The organism is Flavobacterium sp. NKUCC04_CG (assembly GCF_019345525.1).
Lineage (GTDB): Bacteria > Bacteroidota > Bacteroidia > Flavobacteriales > Flavobacteriaceae > Flavobacterium.
Genome location: NZ_JAHKRA010000011.1, coordinates 14,440 through 27,024, shown reverse-complemented (window position 1 = coordinate 27,024; position 12,585 = coordinate 14,440). Strand labels below are relative to the sequence as shown.

At 36.2% G+C, this 12,585-nt stretch carries 11 protein-coding genes and 1 tRNA gene; 7 read left to right on the top strand and 5 right to left on the bottom strand.

Translation table 11 applies throughout. The annotated features are described in order from the left end of the window. Positions 1 to 19: 19 nt before the first annotated feature. Positions 20 to 93: transfer RNA gene (locus KO524_RS09960), tRNA-Arg, on the bottom strand. A gap of 231 nt (positions 94 to 324) precedes the next feature. On the opposite strand from KO524_RS09960, the gene KO524_RS09955 reads away from it, so the two are divergent. From KO524_RS09955 to secA, 5 genes are all read left to right on the top strand, one after another. Further along, positions 325 to 846 (top strand): hypothetical protein, encoded by a 522-nt coding sequence (locus tag KO524_RS09955; RefSeq protein WP_219293536.1) that lies wholly within the window; start codon positions 325 to 327, stop codon positions 844 to 846. Positions 847 to 1,001: 155 nt separating this feature from the next. Further along, complete coding sequence (locus KO524_RS09950; RefSeq protein ID WP_219293534.1) at positions 1,002 to 1,691, top strand: ABC transporter ATP-binding protein; 690 nt, start codon at positions 1,002 to 1,004, stop codon at positions 1,689 to 1,691. Between the two features lie 12 nt (positions 1,692 to 1,703). Beyond that, complete coding sequence (locus tag KO524_RS09945; protein WP_219293532.1) at positions 1,704 to 2,282, top strand: cob(I)yrinic acid a,c-diamide adenosyltransferase; 579 nt, start codon at positions 1,704 to 1,706, stop codon at positions 2,280 to 2,282. A 135-nt stretch (positions 2,283 to 2,417) separates the two neighbouring features. Beyond that, entirely contained in the window at positions 2,418 to 2,639 is a 222-nt protein-coding gene (locus tag KO524_RS09940; RefSeq protein WP_002986941.1) for a DUF2795 domain-containing protein, read from the top strand. Between the two features lie 84 nt (positions 2,640 to 2,723). Further along, positions 2,724 to 6,089, top strand: a complete 3,366-nt coding sequence (secA, locus tag KO524_RS09935; RefSeq protein ID WP_219293530.1) for a preprotein translocase subunit SecA — start codon at positions 2,724 to 2,726, stop codon at positions 6,087 to 6,089. A 296-nt stretch (positions 6,090 to 6,385) separates the two neighbouring features. Here the strand turns inward: secA and KO524_RS09930 are convergent, their stop codons facing one another. The 4 genes from KO524_RS09930 to KO524_RS09915 form a co-directional block, all read right to left on the bottom strand. After that, positions 6,386 to 7,468: a peptidylprolyl isomerase gene (locus tag KO524_RS09930; RefSeq protein WP_219293528.1), complete on the bottom strand. Its 1,083-nt coding sequence runs from the start codon at positions 7,466 to 7,468 to the stop codon at positions 6,386 to 6,388. Between the two features lie 10 nt (positions 7,469 to 7,478). Beyond that, positions 7,479 to 8,024: a gliding motility-associated peptidyl-prolyl isomerase GldI gene (gene gldI, locus KO524_RS09925; protein WP_219293526.1), complete on the bottom strand. Its 546-nt coding sequence runs from the start codon at positions 8,022 to 8,024 to the stop codon at positions 7,479 to 7,481. Positions 8,025 to 8,027: 3 nt separating this feature from the next. After that, a complete protein-coding gene (locus tag KO524_RS09920; RefSeq protein ID WP_219293524.1) occupies positions 8,028 to 9,038 on the bottom strand; it encodes a bifunctional oligoribonuclease/PAP phosphatase NrnA in 1,011 nt (336 codons plus the stop codon). An 84-nt stretch (positions 9,039 to 9,122) separates the two neighbouring features. Next, positions 9,123 to 9,806 carry a Crp/Fnr family transcriptional regulator gene (locus KO524_RS09915; RefSeq protein ID WP_219293522.1) on the bottom strand — a complete coding sequence of 228 codons (684 nt, stop codon included), beginning with the start codon at positions 9,804 to 9,806 and terminating at the stop codon, positions 9,123 to 9,125. Positions 9,807 to 9,919: 113 nt separating this feature from the next. Between KO524_RS09915 and KO524_RS09910 the strand changes: the two genes are divergently transcribed. Continuing rightward, the gene (locus tag KO524_RS09910) at positions 9,920 to 12,301 is read left to right on the top strand and encodes a heavy metal translocating P-type ATPase metal-binding domain-containing protein (protein ID WP_219293520.1); all 2,382 of its coding nucleotides are present in this window, start codon (positions 9,920 to 9,922) and stop codon (positions 12,299 to 12,301) included. Between the two features lie 85 nt (positions 12,302 to 12,386). Next, a complete protein-coding gene (ccoS, locus tag KO524_RS09905; protein WP_219293518.1) occupies positions 12,387 to 12,581 on the top strand; it encodes a cbb3-type cytochrome oxidase assembly protein CcoS in 195 nt (64 codons plus the stop codon). The last annotated feature ends 4 nt before the right edge of the window (positions 12,582 to 12,585 follow it).

Here is a 12,585-nt window from a genome sequence, read left to right as displayed (position 1 = left end):
TTAAGATTCTTCATCTTCGTGACCTCGACTGGATTCAAACCAGTAACCTCTTGAGCCGTAATCAAGTGCGCTATTCAGTTGCGCCACGAGGCCTTGTTGCTTATTGCGAGTGCAAATATAGAAACAAATTCGTTATCTACAAACTCTAGTGGAAGTTTTTTTTAATTTTTTCTAGGAAATTCAGTGCTTAGGACGTTAAGTTTGCTGTAATCAGTCAGTTGGGGTGTGAATAAAAATTGATATTTTTTTCAGTTTTTTTTCCAGCATTTTATTAGAGGCATTTTTAAAGCTGTATTTTTGCTTAATTGAATTACAAACCAAACTATGAAGCTTTTTGGATACATTACATTTTTGTTGAAATCGTCTAATCAACACGGCATACATTCTCCTTTTGTTTTTAATTGGATTACGCAGGGCTTATATAGTAAAAATTCGAATTGGGATGCTCTTCCACAAAAGGAAGTCTTTACAGAGCGCGTTTTTGCCTATTTCAAACCAAAAACGGTTGCTTGGATATCTACTAAAGCGGTGCCGGTAAAAATATCAGGTCTTTCCATTTTTTTTCCTTCCCTAGATAGTATGCGAGAATCGGCAACTACTGTTCAAATGATTTATATCGATGAAAGCTGTTTGTTGCCGGCAACTAAGGTTATAGAGACTTTGTTGGTTATGGGTAATGATGCTTTTGTGTTGGTTGATAAAAGAGCTGCTACAGCCGAATTGAATGCGCTGTGGGATCAATTGATTCGCAATGACAAAACTACGGTAAGCATGGATTTTTACTTTTATGGTTTGGTGTTTATCCGTAAAGAACAATTAAAGCAACATTTTAGAATCCGCTTATAAACCTGTAACAATTAATTTGTTTATACTACTAATAGTTAAAGTTTTTTTGTTTATTTGAATAATATTCCAACTTCTATAAAGAGTAAGTACTAGTACAGTTGTAAACTAATCTAGGATGTACTGATATGTTGTTGGAAAGTAATAAGTATTTATCTATGAAACATCCCATTATTAAAATACAAGGTATTACGCGTAATTTTCCTTTGGGCAGTGAAACCGTTTATGTTTTAAAAGGTATTGATTTGGTCATTGAAAAGGGAGAGTATGTGGCCTTAATGGGGCCTTCCGGTTCTGGTAAGTCAACCTTGATGAATTTATTGGGCTGTTTGGATACACCGTCGTCCGGTACGTATTTTTTAAACGACAAGGATGTGAGTAAGATGAATGACGATGAATTGGCAGAAATTCGAAATAAAGAAATCGGTTTTGTATTTCAAACCTTTAACTTGTTGCCGCGTATGACAGCTTTAGATAATGTGGCCTTGCCAATGGTTTATGCCGGATATTCCAAGCAAGAGCGAAATAAACGAGCAGAGGAAGTTTTAAATCAAGTGGGCTTGTCTGACAGGATGGATCATCAGCCGAATCAGTTGTCGGGAGGACAGCGACAAAGAGTTGCTGTAGCTCGAGCACTAGTAAACAAACCTTCTATTATCTTGGCCGATGAACCTACAGGAAATTTAGATACCAAGACCTCTATAGAAATTATGGGGTTGTTTAACGAGATTCATGCCAACGGGAATACGGTTATTTTGGTTACACATGAGGAAGATATTGCAGAACACGCTCACCGAATAATTCGCCTGCGCGATGGGGTGGTGGAGAGTGATACAAGAATTAAATAAAGAACATTTTTTATGAAAGTTTATACAAAGACTGGTGATAAGGGAACTACGGCACTTTTTGGTGGTACACGTGTTCCTAAACATCATATTAGAATAGAGAGTTACGGAACAGTGGACGAGTTGAATTCGTATATAGGACTTATTCGCGATCAGGAGATAAATGTTTTATATCAAGAAGCCTTGATCGAAATTCAAGATCGCTTGTTTACCGTTGGAGCTATATTGGCAACAGATCCGGAGAAAGCAATTTTAAAAAATGGCAAGGAACGCTTGAATATTCCGAAGATAACAGAAATGGATATCGCTTTTTTGGAAAACGAAATCGATGTTATGGAGTCTTTTTTGCCTCAGATGACTCATTTTGTATTGCCAGGTGGGCATACGACCGTGTCATACTGTCATATTGCACGCTGTGTTTGCCGTAGAGCAGAACGGTTGTCAGTACAATTAAACGACTTAGAACCGACAGATGAATTTGTTTTAAAGTATTTGAACCGACTTTCTGACTATTTGTTTGTACTGGCACGAAAATTGACTTTTGACTTGCACGCAAAGGAAGTGAAATGGATTCCTCGTCAAGAAAAAGAATAGTTAAACATGGGGCTTTTAAGGAGCTTTTCTAAGGTGAAATAATAAATGTTCTTAACTTTATCATAAAAAAAACAAAAAAGACTTGATTATTTCAGTAATAAAATTATTTTTGCAAAAAACTTAAATCGATATAAGATGTATTGGACTTTAGAATTAGCATCCTATTTAAGCGATGCTCCGTGGCCAGCCACGAAGGATGAACTTATTGATTATGCAATTAGAACAGGGGCTCCACTAGAGGTGGTTGAAAACCTTCAATCCATCGAAGACGAAGGAGAAATCTATGAGTCAATGGAAGAGATATGGCCGGATTATCCTACCGACGAAGATTATCTTTGGAACGAGGATGAATACTAAATAATAATAGAAAAAGTCTCAGCTGAGGCTTTTTTTTTATTTAAATTTGTTTACAAAAAATATAATATAATTAACACATAATTTATGAATCTCATAAACACCATATTAAAGGCTTTTGTCGGTGATAAATCGCAAAGAGATATCAAAGAAATTCAGCCTTTGATTGACAAGATTAGATCTTACGAAGGTTCGCTTTCGGGTTTGTCAAACGACGAACTTCGTGCGAAAACGTTCTACTTTAAAGAAAGAATTCAACAATCTAAAGCAGATAAAGACGCTAAGATTGCTTCTTATAAAGAGGAAATTGAAAAAACAAATGACATTGATAAAAGAGAAACGATTTATTCTTCTATTGATGCCTTAGAAAAAGAAGCATACACCTTGACGGAAAAAACCTTGATGGAAATTTTGCCAGAAGCATTTGCTGTGGTGAAAGAAACAGCAAGACGTTTTAAGGAAAATGAAACTGTTGAGGTTACTGTGACTGAAAAAGATAAAGAATTTGCTTCAGAAAAACCGTATATCACCATTGATGGGGATAAGGCTTATTGGGCAAATACATGGTCTGCAGCAGGTAAAGAAGTAACTTGGGATATGATTCACTACGACGTTCAGTTGATAGGTGGAGTTGTATTACATCAAGGTAAAATTGCAGAGATGCAAACAGGGGAGGGTAAAACCTTGGTAGCTACTTTGCCACTTTATTTAAATGCTTTAACCGGAAATGGCGTGCATTTAGTTACGGTCAACGATTATTTGGCGAAACGTGATAGTGCATGGAAAGCACCATTGTTTGAGTTTCACGGGATGTCAGTAGATTGTATCGACTTGCACCAACCCAACTCTGCTGGAAGGCGTAAAGCTTATATGGCAGATATTACTTATGGAACAAATAACGAATTTGGTTTTGATTATTTGAGGGATAATATGGCTCATACGCCAGAAGAATTAGTTCAGAGAAAACACAATTATGCTATAGTCGATGAGGTCGATTCGGTATTGATTGATGATGCAAGAACTCCGTTGATTATCTCAGGTCCGGTACCAGAAGGAGATCGTCATGAGTTCAATGAATTAAAACCAAAAATCCACAATCTAGTTGAATTACAACGCAAATTGGCTAATGGGTTTTTGACAGAAGCTAAAAAACTTATTAGAGAAGGAAATACAAAAGACGGAGGATTTCAATTGTTGAGAGCTTACCGTAGTTTACCTAGAAATAAGGCATTGATTAAGTTTTTGAGTGAAGAAGGGGTAAAACAAATTCTTCAAAAAACAGAAAATCAATATATGGCAGATAACAATCGCGACATGCATAAAGTGGATGAAGCCTTGTATTTTGTTATCGAAGAAAAAAACAACCAAGTAGAGTTAACAGATATGGGAATTAAATTCCTTTCTCAAGATACCGACGAAACCTTTTTCGTATTACCGGATATCGGAATGGAAATGACTCGTATCGAAAAAATGAACTTGAGTAAAGACGATGAGGCGGAACACAAAGAGCGTTTATTTCAAGATTTTGGAGTAAAAAGCGAACGTATTCACACCTTGAGTCAATTGTTAAAAGCCTATACTCTTTTTGAAAAGGACACCGAATATGTAGTTATCGAAAACAAAATTTTAATTGTTGACGAGCAAACTGGTCGTATTATGGATGGCCGTCGCTATTCAGACGGGTTGCATCAAGCGATTGAAGCAAAAGAAAACGTAAAGATTGAAGCAGCTACCCAAACTTTTGCTACAGTAACTTTGCAAAATTACTTTAGAATGTACAAAAAACTTTCTGGTATGACCGGTACGGCAACGACGGAAGCAGGAGAGTTTTTACAGATTTATAAATTAGATGTTATCGAGATTCCTACCAACCGTGGTATTTCACGTGTCGATAAAGAAGATTTAATTTACCGTACTGTACGTGAAAAATTTAAAGCGGTGATTGATGATGTTGTTGCGCTATCAGAAGCGGGAAGACCTGTATTGATCGGTACGACTTCCGTGGAAATTTCGGAATTGTTGAGTCGTTCTTTAAAAATGCGCGGAATTACGCATAATGTTTTGAATGCGAAAATGCACAAACAGGAAGCGCAGATTGTAGAAGAAGCAGGAAAAGCTGGAGTCGTAACTATTGCTACGAATATGGCTGGACGTGGAACGGATATCAAGCTTTCGAAAGAAGTTAAAGAAGCAGGTGGTTTGGCAATCATTGGTACTGAACGTCATGATTCACGTCGTGTTGACCGTCAGTTAAGAGGTCGTGCTGGACGTCAAGGAGATCCGGGAAGCTCACAGTTTTATGTGTCTTTAGAAGATAACTTGATGCGTTTATTTGGATCGGAACGCGTTGCTAAAGTGATGGACAGAATGGGATTGAAAGAGGGAGAAGTAATTCAACACTCGATGATGACCAAGTCTATTGAAAGAGCGCAGAAAAAAGTAGAAGAAAACAACTTTGGTATTCGTAAACGTTTATTGGAATATGATGACGTTATGAATGCGCAAAGAGAGGTTGTATATAAGAGAAGAAGACATGCTTTATTCGGCGAACGTTTGAAAGTAGATATCGCCAACATGATGTATGACTTTTGTGAAAATGTAGTTGTTGAAAGTAAAGGTGCAGGTGACTATAAAAATTTTGAATTTGAATTGATTCGTTATTTTGGAGCCGGTTCTCCTTTTACAGAGGATGAATTTAGAAAGATGTCCGAAGCGGAATTGACGGATAAATTATACGATTTCGTATTTAAAAATTATGGAGAAAAGTCGGTGCGAAGCGCAGCGGAAGCTTTCAAAGTAATTAAAAATGTTTACGAGAATAATAAAGGGCAATTTGAGCGTATCGTAGTTCCTTTTACAGATGGAATCAAAAATCTAAATGTGGTAACAGATTTAGAAAAAGCTTACAACTCAGAAGGGATGAGTTTGTTAAATGATTTTGAAAAGAATATTACCTTGTCTATTGTTGATGAGGCTTGGAAAAAACATTTGAGAAAAATGGACGAACTAAAACAGTCTGTTCAATTGGCGGTTCACGAACAAAAAGACCCGTTGCTTATCTATAAATTTGAAGCGTTTAATCTGTTTAAGAAAACCCTAGGTGATATTAATCAAGAGGCGATTTCATTTTTGATGAAGGGCGATTTACCGGTGCAAAATCCACCCGTACAAGAAGCTCCAAAAGAGATTAAAAAAGCAGAAAATTATAAGGTTTCCAAAGAAGAAGTGTTGAACATTGAAGAGACTGTTGAAAAAGTACGTCAAAATCAAGCTGGTGAAACAGTACAACACCAACAACCGGTTCAAGAAACCATTGTAAGAGATGCTCCGAAAATCAATAGAAATGATACCGTTACGCTTAGAAAAGTGATGACTGGTGAAGTGGAAACCATGAAGTATAAAAAAGCAGAAGCTTTATTAAGTTCTGGAGAATGGGTACTTGTTGAAGAGTAAAATCATTGAGTTACTATAAGAAAAGGGATTGTCTGTAAAGACAATCCCTTTTTGCTTTTAGAGCGATGTTAGGCTGGTTTATTTGGAATCATATAGAGTTTTAAGGATGTGTCACTAAGTGTGAAACAAGTGCTCGTATTGGCGCTGTTCGTGGTAGATATGCAAATGTTATTATCGTAGTGGTTTTGTTTTGAGGACTCATTGCAATCATAGGTATTGGGGAAATGAGCTGGTAGAAAGTCTAAAGCCATATTTTAAGGTATAAAAAAAAGCGCTTTAAAAGCGCTTTTTAAACATTATTTTTGAGATTCTAAAAGTTGTAATTCAAAAACCAAATTGGTATTTGGAGGAATCATTCCCATTCCGCTTTCTCCGTATCCCAAATGTGGGGGAATAAAGATGATGGCTGTATCTCCGTAACTCATCTGTTCTATGCCTTCGATGAAACCAGGGATTAAACCTTGTTTGTTTCCTAATTTAAAAGGAATTGGAATGTATTGCTTGGCAGCAGCTCTTCTCGGATTAAAAATGTCAAATTCTTTAGAAAGATCTTCTCTACTGGTGTCAAATAATTTTCCATCTTCGAAAAATCCAGCGTAGTGAACAAATACGTCTTGCCCGTGTACGGGTTTTTTTCCGTTTCCTTTTTTAGTAATCACGTAAGTTAGCCCCGAATCGGTTTTGCTAGTTTTGGTTTTAAGATCGTTAAATAGAGCAGCATATTTTGCCTGTGCTTTAGCTTGACTGTCTTTTTTGTCTTGTTGGGCTTTCGCTTCTTCTTCAAAATATTTTTTGAATTCTTTAGCTCCATTAAAATTTTTAGCCGCTTGTCCTTCGCGGATAATGGTTATTTTTTCGATTTTATCACCTTGTTGAATTGCATTTATGACGTCCAAACCTTTAACGGTATGTCCGAAAACGGTATGCACTCCATTTAGATGTGGTGTTGCTCTATGAGTGATGAAGAATTGACTTCCGTTGGTACTAGGACCGCTGTTGGCCATAGATAAGATTCCCGCTTTATCGTGCACAAGACCTTCCACTAATTCGTCTTTAAAAATATAACCCGGACCGCCTTGTCCATCTCCATTGGGATCACCTCCTTGAATCATAAAGTTATTGACAACTCTATGGAAAGTTAATCCGTCATAATAAGGTTTTCCTTTGTATTTTTTATCGACATAAGGATTGGTGCCTTCTGCGAGTGAAACAAAGTTTGCAACCGTCATAGGTGCTTTTTCGAATTCTAATTGAATCACGATTTGGCCTTTACTAGTTTGGATGTCGGCATATAAACCGTCTCCGTATTGCTCCTTTGGGGAGCTACAGGCTGAAACAACAGCAATTAAGCTAAGAAATAAACTTGTCATTTTTTTCATTTTATAGTTTTTATTTTTCATTTTGTATAGCAATCAGGCGAACCCGGTATACAAGCGGTTGGTTGATTCCTATTTTATCTTGATCACCACTATAGCCGTAAGCTAAGTGAGACGGAAAAACAAAGCTTACCACTTCGTCCTTTTTCATTAATTTGAGTCCTTGTCGTAAACCGATTAAAAGATCTTCTTGATCGACTAAATAACTTTTTACACCTATATTGGCTTTGCTGTACAAGATGTTTCCGTCTAAATCGGTTACTTCATACTCATATTCTACTAAATTTCCTTTTATGGGACGAACTGAGTCCCGAACATTTTGATGTTCGTAAATATACCAAAAACCTTGATTTGAAGAAATATATTGTTTTAAACTGTCTTTAGCCATAAAATCCTTTACGAGTAATTCTTCGGCCTTATTCTGTTCTTTATTTCGTTCTACGGATGATTTGGTCGCTGATTCGGTACTTTTAGCGAGTGGTTTCCGTGCTTCCGTTTTTTTGCAACTGCTGAGCAAAGCTAAACTTAGGATTAAACTCCATAAAATAGGGTTTTTCATAAATTAGGGTTTTGAAGTGGCTATAATACTTTTAAATCTCTCAAGTGTTGCCTCTAAGGGTAAGGTCGATTTACCTCCAGCGGCGTTGATATGTCCACCTCCCTCGAAATACGTTCGTGCAAATTCATTCACATCAACATCTCCCTGAGAGCGGAAAGAAATTTTAATAATTCCCTCTTCTTTATTTTCTGTAAAAAAAGCAGTAAAATCAATGCCATCTATGGAAAGTCCGTAATTGACAAAACCTTCGGTGTCGCCTTTACGGTGTTGAAATTGGTTGAGTTCTGCTTCGGTTAGATAAAGATAGGAGGTTCTGTATTCGGGAAGTATAACCATATTTTGTAGCGCTCTTCCCAAAAGCTGTAAACGGTTATAACTGCTGTTGTTAAAAAGGGCATTGTGGATTTCTGGATTGTCAACTCCTTTTTCGATTAATGCAGCTACTACTTGGTGTGTTTGTGCTGTGGTTTTAGGAAATCGAAACGAACCAGAATCGGTCACTATACCGGTGTAGATACAATTGGCAACCTCTTTATTGATTAAGGAGTTTAGTCCAAGCTCTTGTAAAAGGATATACAGCAATTCACATGTGGACCCATAAGTAGTATCAGAAAAAGTATATTTAGCATAATTGGCCGGCATTTGGTGGTGGTCAATCATGATATAAGTGGTGTTTAGTCCTTCTAAAACTGAAGTCATCTGGTCTCCAGTTCGAGACAACACATTAAAATCTAAGGTAAAAACCACATCGGATTGCTGTAGGATTTCGGTTGCTTTTTTTCTGTTCTCCTCAAACACTAGAACCTGATTTGATTCCGGCATCCAGGCTAAGAAGTCAGGAAAAGCATTAGGGGAGATAACGGTTACATCGTGATCTAACTGCTTTAAAACATGGTACAAGCCTAACGTTGATCCCATTGCGTCACCATCTGGATTGCGGTGTGGGATTATGCTTATTTTTTTTGGCGAAGCAATTAATGATTTTACTTCTTCTATATCATTTTTATTCATCATACTGCGAAAATACATTTTTTTATCATTTAAAAGATAAACTGCTTCGCTTTTTAGGATGAAATTCAAAAGAAAAAAGGACTTTGCTTACTCTGCTAAATTTTTTAATTGATCAAATCGCTTAATGACAATTTTTTTACCAGATAGCTCTATAAAACCGTCTTTCTTAAATTCCGATAATAAACGGATACAACTTTCTGTCGCTGTACCCACCATATTAGCTAAATCTTCTCGAGAAAGTTGAATATTGAGCGAACCGCTGTTCGAATCGGTTCCTGCAATTTCATGTAGTCCTAATAATACAATAGCCAAACGTTCTTTTACTGTTTTATGCGTGTGATTGACCAATACTTGATCGGCATCTTTTAAATGATTACAGATGTCTTTGGTGATCAGTAAAGAAAACTTATTGTTCTCTGAAAAATACTTCATCACATCATTCTTGGGAATAAAACACACCTTCATGTCTTCTAAGGCAACTGCACTTAAGTTTGAAGCCTCTTCATTAATCATCGAGCGTTGTCCCAATAACTCTCCTTTAGTTACCAACTTTAAAATAGTGTCTTTTCCATTTGAGTTGAGTTTAGTCAATTTACAAACGCCTTCTTTTACACAGTACACGCCATTTAAGTTTTCACCCTCGTTAAAAAGAATATCACCTTTTTTTACTTCAACAGAACTTTTTGAATCTGAGATTGTTAAGAGTTCTTCTCTTGTTAAAGCTTTTAAAGAACTAAATTCTCTTACAATACATTGTTCACACTTCCCCATAACACTAAATATTATTGTTTGCTCTTATACAAATATAATAAATTTTTATGATAAATGTCATATTATATTCTAGCTAATAAAAGGAAATTTGTATCAGGTAAAATAGAGCAAAAATGGGGAAGTTAAGTTGTTATCATTGTGGGAATGAGGTAACTAAGTTTAATCGAGTCGTATTCGATGAGAAAGAGTTTTGTTGTAAAGGATGTAAAACAGTATATGAAATTTTTAACGAAAATGACTTGGGTAGTTATTACGAATTTGAAGTTTCTCCTGGGGCCACACCCGAGGTGTTTTCAACCCAATACGATTTCTTAGACAATCCGGATATTCGAAGTAAATTGTTGGATTTTGAGGACGAAAAAACATCGGTGGTAACCTTGTATGTTCCTCATATTCATTGTAGTTCTTGTATTTGGATTTTGGAAAACTTGCAAAAACTCAATGCGGGAATTTACCGTTCTATGGTTAATTTTCCAATCAAAAAAGTTACCGTAACCTTTGATTCATCCGTAATTAGTCTTAAGGAAATTGCTTTGCTGCTCGGGAAAATTGGTTATAATCCCTATATCAGTTTAGAAAATTTTGACCCTAAAAAACAATCAGTCGATAGGAGTTTAGTTTATAAAATTGGTATTGCATTCTTTAGCTTTGGAAATGTGATGATGTTGTCGTTTCCTGAATATTTTAACATTGACGATTATTGGATTAACCAATATAGAGACTTTTTTCGATGGTTAATTTTATTACTGTCTTTACCGGTCTTTTTTTATTCTGCTTCGGGTTATTATATCGCAGCCTGGAAGGGAATTCGCTCAAAAATGTACACTATTGATATTCCCATGGCATTGGGAATTATTGTCATGTTTATTCGCAGCGTAGTTGATATCGTAATAGGGCATGGGCAAGGTTTTTTGGATAGCATGTGTGCTTTGGTGTTTTTTATGCTCTTGGGTAAGTTGTTTCAGCAGCGTACTTATAACTTTCTGTCGTTCGAAAGGGATTACAAATCGTATTTTCCCATTGCAGTAACAAAACTTCATGCAGATAAATCGGAGACGTCAGTTCAAATATACGATGTGGTTCGCGGTGATCGTCTATTGATTCGCAATCAAGAATTACTACCTGTCGACGGAATTTTAATTTCGGAGCGTGCATTTATAGATTATAGCTTTGTAACAGGTGAAGCGGTACCGGTTGAAAAAAAATCGGGAGACAAACTTTTTGCAGGAGGTAAGCAAGTCGGTGAATTAGTAGAAATAGAAGTTGTTAGTTCTGTTTCCCAAAGTTATTTGACTCAACTGTGGAGCAACGATGTTTTCCAGAAAAAAGTCAATCTAAAATACAAGACAATTACCGATCAAATTAGTCATTATTTTACTCCGGCCCTAATTCTATTGTCTTTAATCGCATTTACATACTGGGTGTTTATTGATATAAATGCGGCTTTCAACGTTTTTACAGCCATATTGATTGTAGCTTGTCCTTGCGCTTTGGCGTTGACTGCTCCATTCACTTTGGGTAATGTGATTCGAATTATGGGACGTAAGAAATTTTATTTAAAAAATGTTACCGTGGTCGAGCAATTGGCAAAAGTGGACACGGTTGTTTTTGATAAAACTGGTACGTTAACCACTCAGATCGCTTCGCAAATTAATTATGAGGGGGAAGCCTTAAGTGTACAGGAGCAGCATGCTATTAAAAATATTATTAGGGCATCAAATCATCCATTGAGTCGGAGGTTATATAGTTTTTTACCTCAAGGTACTATAAAAGTAGTAGCTCATTTTGAAGAAATCAGCGGCTCCGGTTTAATGGGAGTGGTTGATGGAATTCATTATAAAATTGGATCGGCTCATTTTCTGAAAGTTGACGAAGACGACAAAGTGATACAAACTCGAGTATATATTCAGGTAGATGGTGTTAATAAAGGAAAGTTTGTTTTTGAAAATCAATACCGTCAAGGTTTGGAGGTATTGTTTTCGGAATTAGCTGCAAAGGGATATCAACTACATGTGTTGTCTGGAGATAATGAAGGAGAAGCTGTGTATTTAAATACGGTCTTACCTCGTGAAACCGTCTTGGTTTTTAATCAAAAACCAGAGGAGAAACTCGACTATATAGGACAATTGCAAAAACGCGGACGCAACGTGATGATGATTGGCGATGGTTTAAATGATGCGGGAGCTTTAGCTCAAAGTAATGTGGGGGTTTCCATTGCGGAAAATGTCAATGTTTTTACGCCTGCCAGCGATGCTATTTTGGACGCTTCTCAGTTTAATAAAATTGGGTATTTCTTAACATATTCAAAAAAAGGGATTAAAACCATTAAGATGAGTTATGTTTTGGCACTGACCTATAATGTTATCGGCTTGTCGTTTGCGGTAAGCAACCATCTATCGCCTTTAATTGCTGCAATTTTAATGCCTATTAGCACGGCTTCGATGATCAGTTTTGTGACAATAATGAGTAATTATTATTCACGTCAAAAAAATTAAAAAGCAATAAATAAGGTAGTAAAAGTGATAATTATCATGTTTTTATTATAGCAGATACGTTAATTTTGATGTAAATTATAAAGGTATGGGTGTTATGTATATATTGATTTGCATCAGCATTTTTGTTGCTGCTGTCTTCTTGTACTTGTTTATCAAGTCGGTTAGAAATGGCCAGTTTGATGACGATTATACTCCTTCCGTTCGCATGCTCTTTGACGATGAAATTAAATCCAAAAAAAAAGAGCAAACTCCTAAAAAAACTAATGAAAATCAAATATAAACAA